The organism is Pseudooceanicola antarcticus, from assembly GCF_900215355.1.
Lineage (GTDB): Bacteria > Pseudomonadota > Alphaproteobacteria > Rhodobacterales > Rhodobacteraceae > Pseudooceanicola > Pseudooceanicola antarcticus.
Genome location: NZ_OBEA01000002.1, coordinates 130,709 through 147,337, shown reverse-complemented (window position 1 = coordinate 147,337; position 16,629 = coordinate 130,709). Strand labels below are relative to the sequence as shown.

The 16,629-nt window shown below is 68.0% G+C and carries 20 protein-coding genes; 11 read left to right on the top strand and 9 right to left on the bottom strand.

The features are described 5' to 3' along the window. Positions 1–153: 153 nt before the first annotated feature. Positions 154–3,609: a chromosome segregation protein SMC gene (smc, locus tag CRO50_RS05275; RefSeq protein ID WP_097144850.1), complete on the bottom strand. Its 3,456-nt coding sequence runs from the start codon at positions 3,607–3,609 to the stop codon at positions 154–156. A 269-nt stretch (positions 3,610–3,878) separates the two neighbouring features. Here smc and CRO50_RS05270 point away from each other — a divergent pair, with 269 nt between their 5' ends. Together CRO50_RS05270 and CRO50_RS05265 are read left to right on the top strand one after the other, a co-directional pair. Beyond that, positions 3,879–4,346, top strand: a complete 468-nt coding sequence (locus CRO50_RS05270; RefSeq protein WP_097144849.1) for a GNAT family N-acetyltransferase — start codon at positions 3,879–3,881, stop codon at positions 4,344–4,346. 189 nt (positions 4,347–4,535) lie between these two features. Next, positions 4,536–5,009 (top strand): GNAT family N-acetyltransferase, encoded by a 474-nt coding sequence (locus tag CRO50_RS05265; protein ID WP_097144848.1) that lies wholly within the window; start codon positions 4,536–4,538, stop codon positions 5,007–5,009. Positions 5,010–5,013: 4 nt separating this feature from the next. On the opposite strand, the gene CRO50_RS05260 is transcribed toward CRO50_RS05265, so the two are convergent. Continuing rightward, complete coding sequence (locus CRO50_RS05260) at positions 5,014–5,427, bottom strand: hypothetical protein (protein WP_179747209.1); 414 nt, start codon at positions 5,425–5,427, stop codon at positions 5,014–5,016. A 103-nt stretch (positions 5,428–5,530) separates the two neighbouring features. Between CRO50_RS05260 and CRO50_RS05255 the strand changes: the two genes are divergently transcribed. After that, complete coding sequence (locus CRO50_RS05255; protein WP_097144847.1) at positions 5,531–6,289, top strand: FadR/GntR family transcriptional regulator; 759 nt, start codon at positions 5,531–5,533, stop codon at positions 6,287–6,289. A 116-nt stretch (positions 6,290–6,405) separates the two neighbouring features. Here CRO50_RS05255 and CRO50_RS05250 read toward each other — a convergent pair whose 3' ends face one another. From CRO50_RS05250 to CRO50_RS05230, 5 genes are all read right to left on the bottom strand, one after another. After that, a complete protein-coding gene (locus tag CRO50_RS05250) occupies positions 6,406–6,978 on the bottom strand; it encodes a F0F1 ATP synthase subunit B (protein WP_179747208.1) in 573 nt (190 codons plus the stop codon). Then, a complete protein-coding gene (locus CRO50_RS05245) occupies positions 6,975–7,517 on the bottom strand; it encodes a F0F1 ATP synthase subunit B' (RefSeq protein WP_097144845.1) in 543 nt (180 codons plus the stop codon). The genes CRO50_RS05250 and CRO50_RS05245 overlap by 4 nt, the downstream gene beginning before the upstream one ends. A 93-nt stretch (positions 7,518–7,610) precedes the next feature. Further along, on the bottom strand, positions 7,611–7,847 hold the full coding sequence (locus tag CRO50_RS05240) for a F0F1 ATP synthase subunit C (protein WP_010142019.1): 237 nt from the start codon (positions 7,845–7,847) through the stop codon (positions 7,611–7,613). 77 nt (positions 7,848–7,924) lie between these two features. Continuing rightward, a complete protein-coding gene (locus tag CRO50_RS05235; protein WP_097144844.1) occupies positions 7,925–8,686 on the bottom strand; it encodes a F0F1 ATP synthase subunit A in 762 nt (253 codons plus the stop codon). Positions 8,687–8,688: 2 nt separating this feature from the next. Beyond that, positions 8,689–9,024, bottom strand: coding sequence for an AtpZ/AtpI family protein (locus CRO50_RS05230; RefSeq protein ID WP_097144843.1), 336 nt, complete (start codon positions 9,022–9,024; stop codon positions 8,689–8,691). A 318-nt stretch (positions 9,025–9,342) separates the two neighbouring features. Here CRO50_RS05230 and CRO50_RS05225 point away from each other — a divergent pair, with 318 nt between their 5' ends. Next, a complete protein-coding gene (locus CRO50_RS05225) occupies positions 9,343–9,714 on the top strand; it encodes an ArsR/SmtB family transcription factor (protein ID WP_097144842.1) in 372 nt (123 codons plus the stop codon). A 7-nt stretch (positions 9,715–9,721) separates the two neighbouring features. Here the strand turns inward: CRO50_RS05225 and CRO50_RS05220 are convergent, their stop codons facing one another. Next, entirely contained in the window at positions 9,722–10,567 is an 846-nt protein-coding gene (locus CRO50_RS05220) for a DMT family transporter (protein ID WP_097144841.1), read from the bottom strand. Between the two features lie 53 nt (positions 10,568–10,620). Continuing rightward, a complete protein-coding gene (locus CRO50_RS05215) occupies positions 10,621–11,508 on the bottom strand; it encodes a LysR family transcriptional regulator (protein ID WP_097144840.1) in 888 nt (295 codons plus the stop codon). Between the two features lie 297 nt (positions 11,509–11,805). Between CRO50_RS05215 and CRO50_RS19890 the strand changes: the two genes are divergently transcribed. From CRO50_RS19890 to CRO50_RS05180, 7 genes are all read left to right on the top strand, one after another. After that, complete coding sequence (locus tag CRO50_RS19890; RefSeq protein ID WP_100128044.1) at positions 11,806–11,997, top strand: hypothetical protein; 192 nt, start codon at positions 11,806–11,808, stop codon at positions 11,995–11,997. A gap of 353 nt (positions 11,998–12,350) precedes the next feature. Beyond that, on the top strand, positions 12,351–13,862 hold the full coding sequence (gene ffh / locus CRO50_RS05210; protein ID WP_097144839.1) for a signal recognition particle protein: 1,512 nt from the start codon (positions 12,351–12,353) through the stop codon (positions 13,860–13,862). A 172-nt stretch (positions 13,863–14,034) separates the two neighbouring features. Further along, the gene (locus CRO50_RS05200) at positions 14,035–14,589 is read left to right on the top strand and encodes a GNAT family N-acetyltransferase (RefSeq protein WP_097144837.1); all 555 of its coding nucleotides are present in this window, start codon (positions 14,035–14,037) and stop codon (positions 14,587–14,589) included. Next, a complete protein-coding gene (locus tag CRO50_RS05195; RefSeq protein WP_097144836.1) occupies positions 14,586–15,137 on the top strand; it encodes a GNAT family N-acetyltransferase in 552 nt (183 codons plus the stop codon). The genes CRO50_RS05200 and CRO50_RS05195 overlap by 4 nt, the downstream gene beginning before the upstream one ends. Beyond that, positions 15,134–15,688, top strand: coding sequence for a GNAT family N-acetyltransferase (locus CRO50_RS05190; RefSeq protein WP_097144835.1), 555 nt, complete (start codon positions 15,134–15,136; stop codon positions 15,686–15,688). The genes CRO50_RS05195 and CRO50_RS05190 overlap by 4 nt, the downstream gene beginning before the upstream one ends. Continuing rightward, the gene (locus CRO50_RS05185; protein WP_097144834.1) at positions 15,685–16,284 is read left to right on the top strand and encodes a GNAT family N-acetyltransferase; all 600 of its coding nucleotides are present in this window, start codon (positions 15,685–15,687) and stop codon (positions 16,282–16,284) included. The genes CRO50_RS05190 and CRO50_RS05185 overlap by 4 nt, the downstream gene beginning before the upstream one ends. Continuing rightward, positions 16,277–16,576, top strand: coding sequence for a chorismate mutase (locus CRO50_RS05180; protein WP_097144833.1), 300 nt, complete (start codon positions 16,277–16,279; stop codon positions 16,574–16,576). The genes CRO50_RS05185 and CRO50_RS05180 overlap by 8 nt, the downstream gene beginning before the upstream one ends. The last annotated feature ends 53 nt before the right edge of the window (positions 16,577–16,629 follow it).

Here is a 16,629-nt window from a genome sequence, read left to right as displayed (position 1 = left end):
GGAGCCGGGAAAAGGCCCTGGGGGGCGCTGCCCCCGTCTCCGTACCGGAGACTCCCCCGGAGTATTTTCAGCCTGGTGATGGGAATAGGAGCGCCTTGTTCCATCACCGGGCCGGAAATACTCCCGCCGGAGGCACGGGCCGTCAGGGTGCTGTCAGGCGACCAGCTGCTCGGCCTTCTTCAGATCGACCGAGACCAGCTGGCTGACGCCCTGTTCCTGCATCGTCACACCGAAGAGGCGATCCATGCGGGCCATGGTCACCGCGTGGTGGGTGATGATCAGGAAGCGGGTATCGGTGCGGCGGCACATCTCGTCCAGCATGTCGCAGAAGCGGGTCACGTTGGCATCGTCGAGCGGCGCGTCGACCTCGTCGAGCACGCAGATCGGCGCCGGGTTGGCCAGGAAGACCGCGAAGATCAGCGCCATGGCCGTCAGGGTCTGCTCGCCGCCCGAGAGCAGTGACAGCGTCGAGAGCTTCTTGCCCGGCGGCTGACACATGATTTCCAGGCCCGCGTCCAGCGGATCGTCGCTTTCCACCAGCACCAGGTTGGCCTCGCCACCGTTGAAGAGGTGACGGAAGAGCAGCGAGAAATTGGTGTTCACCTGCTCGAAGGCGGTCAGCAGGCGCTCGCGGCCCTCGCGGTTGAGACCCGAGATCCCGTTGCGCAGGGCGCGGATGGCCTCTTCCAGGTCGGCCTTCTCGGCGACCAGGGTATCATGTTCCTCGCGGACCTCCTGGGCGTCTTCCTCGGCGCGCAGGTTGACCGCGCCTAGGCTGTCGCGCTGGCGTTTCAGGCGGTTCACATCGGCCTCGACCTGGTCCGAGGCGGGCATGTCCTCGACCGCCATGTCGAGCGTTTCCAGCAGCTGCTTCGGCGTCTGTTCCAGCACCTCGGCGATACGCTCGGCGGCCTGGGTGACGGCCTCGGCGGCGCTTTCGGCGCGGGCCTCGGCGCGGGCGCGGCCCTCGCGGGCCTCCGAGGCGGTCCGTTCGGCGTCGCGCTCGCCGGCCACGGCTTCGCGCAGGGCGGCCTCGGCCAGGGCCAGGGCATCGGCGGCGCGGGCGCGGCGTTCCTCGGCCTCTTCCATGGCCTCGGTCAGTTCCTCGCGCTGCATCTCCAGCTCTTCGGGCTCGGCCTGGGCCTCCTCCAGCTGCGCCTCGGCCTCGGCCCGGCGCTCGTCCAGCTCGGCGATACGCTTGTCGGCGCTTTCCAGGCGATGCCGCCAGCCCGAGACCTCCTTCGCCACCTCCTGGCGGCGGCGGGTGCGGGCATCGCCCTCGCGGCGGATCTCGTCATGGGCGGTACGGCGCGACATCATCGCCATGCGCGCGGCCTCGACCGCCATGCGCAGCTGCTCGATGCCCGAACGCGCCTCGTCCAGATCTTCCAGATCCTCCACGGCCGCCTCGGCCTCGCGCAGGCGGGCGCGGGCTTCCAGCGCCTCTTCCTCGTGGCGGGCCACCGATTGCGCCAGGCTCTCGGCGCGGCTGGCGGCCAGGCTGCGGTCGGCCTCGGCGCGCGACAGGGCACGGGCGGCCTCGGTCAGCTGGCGGTCGGCCTCGGCACGGGCCTGGCGGGCGGCCTTGTCGGCCTCCGAGGCGCGCGACAGCGCCTCGGCCAGGTCCTCATGGGCCATTCGGGCGCCCTCGGCGCGCTCCTCGGCCGCTTCGAGATCGGCGCGCAGGGCGTCGAGGCGGTTCATCTGTTCCAGCCGCAGCGCCGCGGCAGAGGGCGCATCCTCGGCGCCCGAACGGTAGCCATCCCACCGCCAGAGGTCGCCGTCGCGGCTGACCAGCCGTTGACCCGGTTGCAGGGCGGATTGCAGCGCGGCGCCCTCCGAGGGCTCCACCACGCCGATCTGGCTCATCCGGCGGGCCAGCACGCCCGGCACCTGCACATGGGCCGCCAGCGGCGCCACGCCCGCGGGCAGCGCCTGCGCCCTGTCATATCCGGGCAGGTCGACCCAGCCCGAGACCTCTTCGCCGCCCACCACGGGCGCGCGCAGGTCGTCGGCCAGGGCCGCGCCCAGGGCCTTCTCGAAACCGGGATCGACGCGCACGTCGTCCAGCAGCTGCGCCCCTTCCGAGGCATCGCGCTGCACCAGCCGGGCCAGGGCCGAGACCTCGGCCTGAAGCGCCTTCGCCTCGCCCTCGGCAGAGGAACGGGCGGCGCGGGCATCGGCCTCGTCCGACTGGGCCTCGGCGCGGGCAGCCTCGGCCTCGGCCTGGGTTTCCTCGGCGGCCTCGACGCGCGCGCGGGCGATCTCTTCGCCCTCCTGCGCCTGCTCGAAGGCCTCGTCGGCGGCGGCGGTACGACCGCGCGCCTCGGCCACGGCGTCACGGGCCTTCAGCGCCTCGGCCTCGCTGCGTTCGGCGCTCTTGCGGCTGTCTTCCAGCAGGCGCTGCGCCGACTGGTGGCGGGCTGCCAGACGGGCCACGTCCTCGGTCAGCTCGGCCAGGTCGGCCTCGCGGTCGGAGAGGACCGAGGCGGCTTCGGTTGCCAGTTCCACGGCCTCGGCGAGGCGGGCGTCATGACCTTCATGGGCCTTGGCGATCTCGCGCGCTTCCCAGTCGAGACGCTCGATGGTCTCGCCGGCGTCCTTGTTCAGCCCGGCCTCACGCTCGCGGTCGCGCACCAGCTGCTCGATCCTCGCCTTCAGGGTCAGGATCTGCTGCATGGCGCGCTCTTTCTCGGCGCCCAGGCTGTCGCGCTGCACGGTCAGGCGTTGCAGGACCGCCGCCGCGATGGCCTCTTCCTCGCGCTTCGGCGGCAGCTGGTCTTCCAGCTGCTGGCGCGACTCGGCAGCGGTGCGGGCGGCGCGTTCGGCCTGCGAGGCCAGGGTCGAGCTTTCGCGGAACGCCCCGAGCGCGGCGTTGCGCGCCTCGTCGGCCTCGCGCCAGCGACGATACAGCAGCATGCCCTCGGCCTGGCGCAGCTCGGCGCCGATGGCACGGTAGCGGGCGGCCTGGCGGGCCTGGCGTTCCAGCGAGGCCAGCTGGGTGGCCAGCTGCTCGATCACGTCATCGACGCGGGTCAGGTTCTGCTCGGCGCCCTTCAGCTTCAGCTCGGCCTCGTGGCGGCGCTGGTAGAGACCCGAGATCCCCGCCGCCTCTTCCAGGATGCGGCGCCGGTTCTTCGGCTTGGCGTTGATCAGCTCCGAGATCTGGCCCTGCCGCACCAGCGCCGGGCTATGCGCGCCGGTCGAGGCATCGGCAAAGAGCATCTGCACATCCCGCGCCCGCACGTCCTTGGCATTGGCCTTGTAGGCCGAGCCCACGTCGCGGGTGATGCGGCGAACGATCTCGATCTGGTCCTCGTCGTTGAAGCCCGCGGGCGCCAGCCGGTCCGAGTTGTCGATATGCAGGGTGACTTCGGCGAAGTTGCGCGCCGGGCGCGAGGCGGCACCGGCGAAGATCACGTCCTCCATGCCACCGCCGCGCATGGCGGTCGGGCGGTTCTCGCCCATGACCCAGCGGAGCGCTTCCAGCAGGTTCGACTTGCCACAGCCATTGGGCCCGACAACCCCGGTCAGGCCGGTGTTGATCATCAGGTCCGTCGGATCGACGAAGCTCTTGAAGCCGGTCAGTCTGAGGCGTGAGAAATGCAAGTGGAGCGGTCCTTCGCGCTGGCCTTTAGTGATTCCATATTGAACAGGAATGGTGCGAAGCAGCGTGGCCTGAGTCAACAATGCCGACGCAGTATCTTGGAGTGCACCTTGGGTTTTCCACAAGATACTGTGGGTAAATGGCGAAACCTCGCCTGAAAACGGCCTTCCATGCGGTGGCGTCAGGGGGCCGGGGGGCCTTGACCTTCCCGGCGCGGCCCGCAGAGATATGGCCGATCCAACGGCCCAAGGGCCAATACGACAGGATGCCCATGACGCTGACCATTTCCCCCGCCTCGCCGCTCGATCCCGAAGCCTCGGCCCTGCTTGACGCTTCGCAGCTTCTGATGCGCACGCTCTACAAGCCGGAAGAGAACAACTTCCTGTCCCACGAGGCGCTCTGCGCGCCCTCCATCCGCTTCTTCCTGGCGCGCGAGGGGGATCTCGCCCTTGGCTGCGGGGCGCTGCAGATCAAGGCGGGCTATGGCGAGGTCAAGAGCTTCTTCGTCAGCGAGGCCGCGCGCGGCAAGGGCGTGGGCACGGCGCTTCTGCACCATATCGAGGCCACCGCACGGGACGAGGGGCTCTCGGTGCTGAAGCTCGAGACCGGAGACGCGCTGGCCGCCGCCTGCCGGCTCTACGAGGCCAATGGCTTTGCCCGCTGCGGCGTCTTCGGGGATTATGAGGACAACGGGGTGTCGGTCTTCATGACCAAGGACCTCGTGACGGCCGAGGCCTGAGATGGTCTGGGAAACGGGCTGGCCCCGCGCCCCGGTCAAGGCGGTCAGGGGGGCTCTGCCCCCGCCAGGCTGCGCCTGTCTCCCCCGCAGTATTGCTGGCCGTCGGATGGGGAAAGGACCAGCGCCGGTTGCGGTCTTGCGCCCGGCCTGCCGGGCGGAAGGCCCTGGCCGAGAGCGGGTGTGCAGACCATGACGCCGATACGCCTTGGTCCGGAGCAGGACATCCTGCCGACCCATGCGCTGCTGACGCGCGCCTTCGCCTACATGGAGGGGCGGATCGACCCGCCCTCGTCCCTGGGGCGTCTGCCGCCCGAGGCGCTGGCACGGGAAGCGGCTGCGCAGGAGCTTTGGGTCCTGCCGCCCGTCGCCGCGCCGCTGGCCTGCATGTTGCTGACGCCGAAGGCCGATCATCTCTACCTTGGCAAGCTCGCCGTCGCGGATGCGGCGCGGGGGCGGGGGATGGCCCGGCGCATGGTGGTCCATGCCGAGGCGCGGGCGCGGGCGCTTGGTCTGCCCTGCCTGCGGTTGCAGACTCGCGTCGAACTCACCGAGAACCACGCCACCTTCCAGCGCCTTGGCTTTGTCGAGATCGCCCGGACCGCCCATGCGGGCTATGACCGCCCGACCAGCCTGACCTTCGAGAAGGCGGTGACCGGGGCCTGAGGCCTCAGATCCGCAGGCAGTCCAGCAAAAGCCCCTCTTCCTGGCCCCCCAGGAGCCGCCAGCGTTCGACGATCTCGCAGCTGGCGGGGGCGCGTTTGCGGCGGTCGCCGGCGCTGCTGCCGGCGCCGCAATCGAGCAGGCCCAGCACCATGGCGGCATCGCCACGGATCTCGGCCACCCGGCAGCCCGAGACCGCCTGCATGGCATTTGCCGCACGGGGCCCGACCGGCCCGAGGCGCGGCGCATAGCGCGGGTTGCGGCGGACCGCCTCGGCCAGGCGGCCGCGCAGGCGCACGTCGAAGATGTCGCCCTGCACCTCGACACGGGTCACGGCGCTCTCCCTGAAGTAGGGGTCGGGCTGGCCGCAGGCGGTGAGCAGCAGCAGGAGAGGCAGGGCAAGAGGCAGGAGCAGGCGCATGGCCCAGTCTTGGCGCAGCAGGGTTAATCGTCTCCTATGCGCAGCGCCCTTGCGTCGCGGCTCACGCGGTCATAATTTCTGACCAATCCAAGACGGAGCCAAGATGCCTTTCCAGCCGATCCCCTCAGAGAAGCGCGCCGACGCGGTGGTCCGCCAGATCGAGCTGCTGATCCTGCGCGGCCTGCTGCGCCCCGGCGAACGCCTGCCCGCCGAGCGTGAGCTGGCCGAGCGGATGGAGGTCTCTCGCCCCTCGCTGCGCGAAGCGCTGGCCGACCTGCAGGCGCGGGGGCTGCTGCAAAGCCGGGCGGGCTCGGGCGTCTACGTGGCCGATGTGCTGGGCGCGGCCTTCTCTCCGGCGCTGGTGGCGCTGTTTCAGCGTCACGAGGAAGCGGTCTTCGACTACCTCTCCTTCCGGCGCGACCTCGAGGGCCAGGCGGCGGAGCGCGCGGCGCGGGACGGGCTGGCGGCGGACCTGGCGCTGGTCGATCGCTGCTTTAACCGCATGGAGCAGGCCAAGGACCGCGCAGATCCCGCCGAGGAGGCGCGGCTGGATGCCGAGTTCCACCTGGCGATCCTCGAGGCCAGCCACAATATCGTGCTGCTGCACATGATGCGCTCGATGCTGGACCTGCTGCGCTCGGGTGTCTTCTACAATCGGGACATCATGTTCGACGGTCCGGGCACCTCGGAACGGCTGCTGGCACAGCACCGGGCGATCAACACCGCCCTGCAGGCGCGCGACCCGGAGGCCGCACGGCAGGCGGTCGAGGCGCATCTGGATTACGTGCGCGAGGCCTACAAGGGCCACCTGGATCGGGCACGGCGGGAAGAAATCGCCCAGATGCGACTGGCGCGGAGCTAAGGACCCGGCGGCTGATATCACCTGCGCCGCAATCGCCCAGCCGGATTGCACCTCTCCAAAAGCGAAACCCCCGGCGCAGGGCCGGGGGTCTCAGATAATCAGCCGTGAAGCGGGTCTCAGTTGAGACGGGTCTTCACGTCCTCGATCGCGCTGTCCACCAGGGCGGCGGACTGGCTGTCGGTCATCTGCTTGGCGATCACCTCGCGGGCCACTGCAATCGCGGTGGTCACGGCGGTGTCGCGCACTTCCTTGACGGCCGAAGCCTCTGCGGAAGCGATCTGCTCTTCTGCGGCGGCCAGGCGGCGGGCGATGGACTTCTCCAGCTCCGCGTCGGCCTGCTCTGCTGCGGCAGCGGCTTCGGATTTCGCCGTGGCGACGATCCGGTCCGCCTGGTCCTGCACTTCCTTCTGCTTGCGCTCGAAGGAGGCCAGCAGGTCCTTGGCATCTTCATGCAGCGCGCGGGCTTCCTCGAGCTCCGACTTGATGCCGTCGGCCCGCTTGTCCAGCAGACCGCCGATCAGGCCGGGGACCTTGAAGTACACCAGCACCGCGATGAAGGCGATGAAGGCGATCAGCACGATGAAATCGGTGTTGCCGAGCGAGAAGAAGGGACCGGAGGCCGCGAAGGCGGGGCTTGCGGTCAGGGCCAGCGCAGCGGCGGTCAGGGCGAGTTTCTTCATGGTCCTCATCCTTTCAGCCGCGACGAGACGCCTGCGGCGATCTCTTCGTCGGATGCCTTGAAGCCCATGGCCGAGACGATCTCGGCTGCGGCCTCGCGGGCGACGGTTTCGGCCGCGACAGCAGCGCCGGCGCGAATTTCGGCAATCGCCGCTTCGCCTTCGGCAGTCTTGGCCGCGATCTTGGCATCGGCCTCTGCGGTGGCGGCTTTCAGCTTCTCGGCGTTCTCGGCACGGGTGGCCTCGACGATCGAGGAAGCTTCGGCGCGGGCATCGGCGAGGGCCTTGTCGTAGGCCGCTTCCGCGTCCTTGGCCTTCTGCTTCAGCTCATCCGCTGCGGCGATGTTATTGGCAATCGTTCCCGCCCGGTCGGCCAGAACCGCGCCCACACGGGGCAGCGCGATCTTGGAAAGGATCAGGTAGATCACGACGAGCGTGACGATCAGCCAGAAAATCTGGTTGCCCCAGGTCGAGAAATCGAGCTGCGGCATGCCTGCGGATTCCGCTGCGTGGGCAGCGCCTTCCACGGCGTCGTGCGTTTCGGTCGCCATCTCTGCGAACTCCCGGGAACTGGATCTGTAGTCAAGTTACCACGGGTGAGCCCAAAAGGACCCACCCGCGCGTAAGGATCTGTTCCGGCAGTCTTAGACGGCGAACATCAGCAGCAGAGCGACGAGGAACGAGAAGATCCCCAGGGCTTCTGCGAAGGCCATGCCGATGAACAGCGTGGCGGTCTGGCTGGCTGCTGCGGAGGGGTTGCGGAGCGCGCCGGACAGGAAGTTGCCTGCCACGTTGCCCACACCCATGGCTGCGCCGCCCATGCCGATGGCGGTCAGACCAACACCGATGTACTTGCCCAGTTCTGCGATATCGCCTTCCATCTCGTTTTCTCCTTACGTTGGAATTGGCTGGATAGGGTCCGCGAGGAGGAGGATCCCACCCCGCGGGTATTCGAAACTCAGTGCGCCGGATGCAGCGCGTCTTTCAGGTAGACGCAGGTCAGGATCGTGAACACGTAGGCCTGGATGAAGGCCACCAGGACCTCAAGACCGTACATGCCGACGATGGCCAGGATCGACACCGGCGAGACCGCCGCGATCGCTGCGAAACCTGCGAAGACCTTGATCACCGCGTGGCCTGCCATGACGTTGCCGGCCAGACGAATGGAATGGCTGACGGGGCGCACGAAGTAGGAAATGATCTCGATCACGGCCAGGACGGGACGCAGCGGGCCGGGGGCCGAGCTGACCCAGAACAGGCCGAGGAAGTGGGTGCCGTGAAGCACGAAGCCCAGGATGGTCACGCCCAGGAACACCGCCAGCGCCAGCACCACGGTGACCGCGAAATGCGAGGTCGTGGTGAAGGACATCGGCAGCAGGCCAAGCACGTTGGCGAAGACGATGAACATGAAAAGCGTGAAGATGTAGGGGAAGTAACGCAGACCGTCCTTGCCGGACACGTCTTCCACCATCTTGTAGACGAAGCCGTAGGCCATTTCCGCCATCGACTGACCACGCGAGGGAACCTGCTTCTTGCCCGAGGTGCCCAGCACCATCAGGGCCAGGACGGCGACGATCGTCAGCGCCATCCACAGGGTCACGTTGGTGATCGTGTACCAATGCACCTCGGTCCCACCGAAGAGCGGCTTCACGATGAACTGGTCCATCGGATGGAAGACCAGGCTGGAACCTTCTTCTGCACCGTGCGCTTCAGTCGCCATGCTTATCCCTCGTCATCGTCCCCGGCACCTGGGCCGGATGGTTTTTCCTGCAGCTCCTGAGCGGAGCGGAGCATCGTCTTAACTCCGGCCACGAAGCCGAGGAGGGTGAAGAGGATCATCATCACCGGCTGGATACCGAAAAGCCAATCCAGCCCGAACCCGATCCCGAAACCCAGCAGCAGTCCCGCCACCAGCTCCGTCACCATCCTCCAACCGACTTGCGCGGCGGAGTAATGTTCCTGTCCATGCGCGTGCCCCTGCTTCGTGCCACCCGCCTTGGCCGCGGCGATCCGGGCCTCGAGAGCGGCCAGTTTGCTGCGGTGGTCGGTGTCGGGCATGGCAGAGAGATCCCGCGTTGGTTAGCGCTTTGCTAAGGGTGCAGGGGGCCCGAGTCAACGCTTCGTGAATGCGCAGCCGTGGCCGACCCAAGCCATTGTTAACAGGCGAATTTACCCCTGTCAGATAGGTGATGTTTCAAGGGGTTTCGCCGACATGAGGCGCCTCAGGGCCGCAAAAGGCATTCTCAACCTTTCGGTTAAGCTTGCCGCCAGCCGGGTTTTTCGCGCCATTTCGGCCCCTTGCACAGCGCCCGACATTCAACACCCCGGTTGAGCTTTTGCGTTGACCACCCTCCCCCTGCCCGCCTATCCGGGGCCATGGCGCCTTCTCTCGATATGGTCTTTGCAGCTCTTTCGGACCCGACCCGTCGGGCCATCCTGTCGATGCTGCTGGAAGATGACATGGCGGTCACCGATGTGGCCGAACCCTTCGAGATGTCGCTGGCCGCCGTCTCCAAGCACCTCGTGATCCTGGCCAATGCCGGTCTGATCACCCAGGAGAAGCGCGGCCGGGTGAAGTGGTGCAAGCTGGAACCCGACGCCCTGCGCGAGGCCTCGATCTGGATGCAGGGCTTCGGTCAGTTCGAGGCGGTGAACCTCGACGCCTTCGAGCGCTTCCTTGCGTCAGAGCTGTCGGACCCTGGGCTTTCGGACCCCGAGGACGACGGCTCGGACGACGAGGAAGAATAGCGCGCTGCTATTCCTTCAGCAGCAGCAGCAGCGCCACCACGGTCAGCGCCACCCCACCGAAGATGATCGCCGGCGGCAGGCCACGGCCCAGGGCCGCCTGCCACAGGATCACCCAGGAGGGCGTCAGGTAGGTATAGGCCATGACCTTGGCTGCCGGCAGGCGCATCGAGGCGAACTGCAGCAGCACGCCGGTCACCGCCGAGGCGATGATGGCAACATAGACCAGCGTGATCCAGACGATGGCGGGCAGGGTCAGCCACTGGGTCGAGAGGATCTCGGGCAGGGCCCAGGCGCCGACCACCAGCGCGCCCGCCAGCAGCGTGCCGAAGGTGAAGACGAGCGTCGGCTCGCCGCGGTTCAGGCGCGGCACCAGCGGGGTGTAGATGGCATGGGCGACGCAGCCGAAGAAGTAGATCTTTTCTCCGGGGCCGATCTCGAAGGCCAGAAGAGCCTGCGGGTCGCCATCGAAGACCACCCAGAGCGCCCCCGCTGCGCCGATGCTCAGCGCCAGCGCGATCCGCGCCGTGGTGATCTGGCGCAGCAGCAGCCAGCCGAAGCCCGCCGACATCAGCGGCACCAGGGTGAACATGGCGGCGCTGGACACCGGCCGCGTGGTCTTCAGCCCCTCGAACATCAGCACGAAGTAGGCCCCGAAAAGCCCCCCGAGCAGCAGGTAGCGCCAGGGCGCGCGGAACTGCGCCGCACTCATGCCCGTGCGCATCAGCGCGATGGAGCCGACCGCCACCGCCGCCAGCAGCAGCCGCAGCGCCGTGAGCGCCGCCGGATCGACATGCTGGGAGGCCATGGAGCCAAGGGGGAAGCTTCCCGCGACAAGGCCCGAGAAGGCCAGCATCGCCAGATGCCCCTTCCGAACCTCCGCCGCGTTCTCACGCAGGGATAGTGCTGTCACTCGACTTCCTCGCGCAGGTGCTCGGTATGGTCCTTGAGATAGCGCAGGAAGGCCTGCACCTTGGTCGTGCGGTGCAGATCCATATGGGTCACCAGCCAGAGCCGGCTTTCCCATTCGGGCAGCGGCGGATGCACCTCGACCAGGTTGTTGTCCTGGGTGCATTCATAGGTGCCAAGGAAGCCCATGCCGACGCCCGAAAGCACCGCCTGGCGCACCGCCCGCGTGTCGCCCGAGCGGAAGACCACCTGGTGGGCGGGCACGGTCTCTCGCATCCACTGCGCCCAGGGGGCACGGCTGTTCACGTCGTCGAGGCCGACGAATCGATGCCCGGCCATGCGCTCGGGGATCTTCGGCATGCCGTGGCGCTCGACGTAATCCTTGCTGCCGTAGATGGCGCTTCTCAGGGTCAGGAAGGGCTGCACCACGTTGTCGGGCTGCTGCGGCGGCGAACCGGCGCGGATCGCCACATGGGCCTCGCCGTATTCCAGCCGGAAGAGCCGCATGGAGGTCAGGTAGCGCAGCTGCACATCCGGGTATTCGGCCTGGAAACCGGCGAGGATCGGCACCAGCAACTGGCTCAGCCCGCCGATGGTGGTGACCACCAGCTCGCCCGAGACCTCGTTGCCGCGCCCCTTGATCCGGGCCGAAAGCTGGCTGAACTGATCGTCCGTGGCCTGGGCCACGCGCAGCAGGTCCTGACCGGCCTCGGTCGCCGTGTAGCCTCGGGTATGGCGCTGGAACAGCTTCACGCCCATGCGCTTCTCAAGCGCGTCGATATGACGGATGACGGTGGCATGGTGCACGCCCAGCACCTCTGCGGCGCCGGATACGGTGCCCAGTCGGGCCACCTGATAGGCCGTGCGGATCTCGTCCCAATTATCCATGTGTGTCCTGCCAGAAGTTGTGCGCAGACTAACGCGACCTGGCAATCAGAGCGGCTTTCGTGCGCATTTGCAACAGGGAATGCGCAGAGAGCGGCCCTCCCCGCTCTGACGCACCCTCCGCCACCGGGCAAATCCGGCGCATTTGACATGGCGCAAGGCGTTTCAGGGGTCTTCTGCTATACTTCCCTCATCGCGGACCGGGCCATTTCGGCTCCGGCCGCAGTATCGGGGCGTCGCCACCGGGTCCGGCTGCAAGGCTTGGCCGCCCTCGGGAGGGGCCCCAGAGAGGGTAGTGAGATGACCACGTATCCAACGGTATTCCTGCCGGATCTTGCCCTGAGCATGACCCCGGCGCAGGCCACCATCTACACCTGCATGGCCGGCACGGCCTTCTGGCTTGCCGCCTACAACGTCAACATGGCGATGCTGCGCGGCATGGGCTTCCCCGTCGCCGCTCCCGCAGAGCCGCGTCACGCGACCCCCGTGTGACAATAGCCGGCCGGGTCTCCCCGTCCCGCGCCGTGCTGCCGGGCGCAAGCACGCCCGGTTCCGGCCGGGTGTCTCCTGCCCTGCCGGCGCCCGTCCGGGTTGACTCGCTCACCGGGCGGGCGTAAACGCGCCGCCAATACCCGGAGTCCATAATGATTCCGGTCCCATCGCCTTATGCGGGGATCGCCACCAGTCAGCGCGTTGCGCCCACTGGTGCGCTTGACCTTTGTGCTTCCGGCGCAGGCCTCGGGACCACAGACCGATCTGACCACCCTCCCGGTGGTTGAGCTTTTCACCTCCTCCACCCAAGTGGAGGGCAACGCACTTCACGAAGGCCGCAGGAGGGCCGGGGCATGTTTGAAAATCTATCCGAACGCCTCTCCGGCGTCTTCGACCGACTGACCAAGGCTGGCGCCCTCTCCGAGGATGACGTCAAGACCGCCCTGCGCGAGGTCCGCGTGGCGCTGCTCGAGGCCGACGTCTCGCTGCCCGTGGCGCGCAACTTCATCAAGGCGGTCGAGAAGAAGGCCACCGGCGCGGCGGTCACCAAGTCGGTGACGCCGGGCCAGCAGGTCGTGAAGATCGTCCATGACGAGCTGATCGCGGTGCTGGCCGGTGAAGGCGAGCCCGGTGCGCTGAAGATCGACAACCCGCCCGCGCCGATCCTGATGGTCGGCCTGCAGGGCGGCGGCAAGACCACCACCACCGCCAAGCTGGCCAAGCGGCTGAAGGAGCGCGAGGGCAAGAAGGTCCTGATGGCCTCGCTCGACGTGAACCGTCCCGCGGCGATGGAGCAGCTGGCCATCCTCGGCACCCAGATCGGCGTCGACACCCTGCCCATCGTCAAGGGCGAGGACCCCGTGGCCATCGCCAAGCGCGCCAAGACCCAGGCGGGCCTGGGCGGCTATGACGTCTACATGCTGGACACCGCCGGCCGTCTTTCGATCGACGAAGAGCTGATGGCCCAGGTGGAAGCGGTCCGCGACGTGGCCAACCCGCGCGAGACGCTGCTGGTGGTCGATGGCCTGACCGGCCAGGACGCGGTGCACACCGCGCAGAACTTCGACGAGCGCATCGGCATCACCGGCGTCTGCCTGACCCGTATGGACGGCGACGGGCGCGGCGGTGCGGCGCTCTCGATGCGGGCCGTGACCGGCAAGCCGATCAAGTTCGTCGGCCTGGGCGAGAAGATGGAAGCGCTCGAAACCTTCGAGCCCGACCGGATCGCCGGCCGCATCCTCGGCATGGGCGATATCGTCGCCCTGGTGGAGAAGGCGCAGGAAGTGCTGGAGGCCGAACAGGCCGAACGCATGATGAAGCGTTTCACCAAGGGCCAGTTCAACATGAACGACATGCGCATGCAGCTTGAGCAGATGCTCAAGATGGGGGGCATGGAGGGCATCATGGGGATGATGCCGGGCATGGGCAAGATGGCCAAGCAGGCCCAGGCCGCCGGCATGGACGACAAGGTGCTGACCCGCCAGATCGCCCTGATCCAGTCGATGACCAAGAAGGAACGTGCCAACCCGCAGCTGCTGCAGGCCTCGCGCAAGAAGCGCATCGCCGCCGGTGCCGGCCAGGAGGTCAGCGACCTCAACAAGCTTCTGAAGATGCACCGCCAGATGGCGGACATGATGAAGAAGATGGGCAAGATGGGCAAAGGCGGCATGATGAAACAGGCCATGAAGCAGATGATGGGCAAGGGCGGCATGCCCGAAGGCATGGACCCCTCGCAGATGGACCCCAAGCAGCTGGAACAGGCCGCCAAGGCCCTCGGCGGCAAGGGTGGCATGCCCGGCGGCCTGCCCGGTCTCGGCGGCGGTGCCCTGCCCCCCGGCCTCTCCGGTTTCGGCAAGAAGAAGTGAGCGCCCAGCTCCTCATATCCTGTGACGCCTTCGCGGCGCTCATGATCGCGCCGCATCGCGCGGCGACCCCGGCCCGCATCACGGCGCCGACGGATGAGGAGCGTGCCTGCGACCGCCAGCCTGCCCACACTTCCCGCGCCAAGGGCTGGCCCGCCAAGCGGGAGGACGCCGCATGATCGCCTCCGCTCCCTCCTGGCCCATCATCGAGACAGAGCGCCTGCGCCTGGTCTGCCCCGCCTCGCCCGAGTTCGACCCGGTCGCCGCCTACCTGATGCCCGGCGCCCGCCTCTTCGTCGACCAGCACCCCGACGAGGAAGCCGCCTGGTGGTCCATCGCCACCATCATCGGTCACTGGCACCTGCGCGGCTACGGCCATTTCGCGGTGATCGACCGCGAGACCGACCTCGACGTGGGCCTTGTCGGCCCCTGGTTCCCGCGCGGCTGGCCCGAGCCCGAGCTCTCCTGGCAGCTGCTCGACGGCGCCGAGGGCAAGGGCTATGCCACCGAAGCCGCGCGCGGCGTGCTCGACTGGCTGTTCCAGGACAAGGGCTGGGCCTCCTGCATCAGCCTCGTGGACCCCGAGAACGACCGCTCCATCGCCATGGTCAAGCGCCTCGGCGCGCGCTCCGAGGGCATGTTCCACCACCGGATGGCCGGCGACATGCGGATCTGGCGTCACCTGCCGCGCACCGTCGCGGGCCGCAAATTGCTGGAGGGCCTGCAATGACCGCAGTCACCATCCCCACCCTGACCACCGAACGGCTGACCCTGCGCGCCCCCGACCCCCAGGATGTCGATACGCTGGTCACCTTCTACGCCTCCGAGCGCTCTGCCTTCGTCGGCGGGCCCAAAACCCGCGCCATGGCCTGGCGTCAGCTGGCCACCGAGATCGGCCACTGGACCCTGCGCGGCTACGGTCGCTGGATGGTCGACCTGACCGAGACCGGAGAGACCGTCGGCATGGTCGGACTGTGGAACCCGCTGGAATGGCCCGAGGCCGAGATCGGCTGGGACCTCTTCGAGGGCCACGAAGGCCGCGGCTACGCCACCGAGGCGGCTCTGGCCGCCCGCGCCCATGCCTATGACGTGCTGGGCTGGACCACCGCGATCTCGCTGGTCGATGCCGACAACGCAGGCTCCGCCGCCGTGGCCCGCCGCATGGGTGCCGCGCCCGACGGCATGGCCACCCCTCCGGGCTATGAGACCCCGGTGCATGTCTATCGTCACCCCGGCCCCGAGGCGCTGGCCGAAGGCGGCGTGGAGGCCTACGCATGACCGCCCTTGGACAACGCGCCCACGAGCTGCCGATCCCGGTCCTCGAGACCGAACGGCTGATCCTGCGCGGCCCCGAGCCGCGGGACTTCGCCCCGCTCTGCGACTTCAACAGCGATGCCGATCGCATGCGGTTCCTCGGCGGTCCGGTGACCGACCATGATCAGGTCTGGCGCGGCTTCCTGACGAACATGGGCCATTGGATGTGGCGCGGCCACGGCATGTGGACCGTGCAGGAAAAGGCCTCGGGCGAGACCGTCGGCCGGGTCGGCGTGATCGACCACCTGCAATGGGACGAGCCCGAAATCGGCTGGCACATCTTCGCGGATCACGAGGGCCGCGGCTTCGCCTACGAGGCCGCGCTCACCGCCCGCCGCTACGCCGCCGAGACCTGGGGCTTCGACCGGCTGATCTCCTACATCGACCCGGACAACACCCGCTCGCGCGCCCTGGCCGAACGCCTCGGCGCCACGGTCGAGCGCGAGAAGCCCGAGTTCTTCGGCACCACGGTGCTGGTCTACCGCCACCCCTCAGCGGCGAAGGGGGACGCATGACCGATATCCCCGTGATCGAGACCGACCGTCTGATCCTGCGTGGCCCCGAGCCGCAGGATTACCCGGATTTCAAGGCCACCTTCAGCTCCTACCGCTCGCGCTTCATGGGCGGGCCGCTGAACGGCTACGAGACCTGGATGCTCTACGCCGCCGAGATCGGCCATTGGCAGATCCGCGGCTACGGCATGTGGATGATGCACGACAAGATCACGGACAAGCCGCTTGGCATGGCCGGCGGCTGGAAGCCCGCCACCTGGCCCGAGGCCGAGCTGGCCTGGATCATCTGGCCCGAGACCGCCGGCAAGGGCTACGCCCTCGAGGCCACCCATGCCGCCCGGCGCTACTTCTACGAGCAGCTCGGCTGGGAGGGTGCGGTGTCCTACGTCGACCCCAAGAACCTGGCCTCGATCCGGCTTTGCGAACGCCTCGGCGCCACCCGTGACACCACCGCGGCCTCGGTCGATGGCAACGAGTACTGCTATCGCCACCCGGCCCCCTCCGTGCTGCGCTCCAGCCAGCTGGCGGACGGGATCGAGCTGGAAATCCGCTCCTACCAGGACCCCCTGTTCACGCCGAAAGGATATGCCCTTGACTGAAGATGTCGTCGCCCGCGCCGCCGAAGTGCTGAAGGGCCACCGCGAAAGCATCGACCGGCTGGACGCCATCCTTGTCTATACCCTGGGCGAGCGCTTCAAGCACACCCAGGCCGTCGGCAAGCTGAAGGCCGAACACGACCTTCCGCCCTCCGACCCCGCACGCGAGGACGCGCAGATCGCGCGCCTCGAAGAACTGGCGAAAGCCGCGGATCTCGATCCCGAATTCGCCAAGAAATTCCTGAACTTCATCATTCAGGAGGTGATCCGGCATCACCGGCAGCACCAGGGCTGAGGCCCAGCCGGGGCAGACGGGATGACATCCCGTCCTCCCCGTGAAGACCAGGC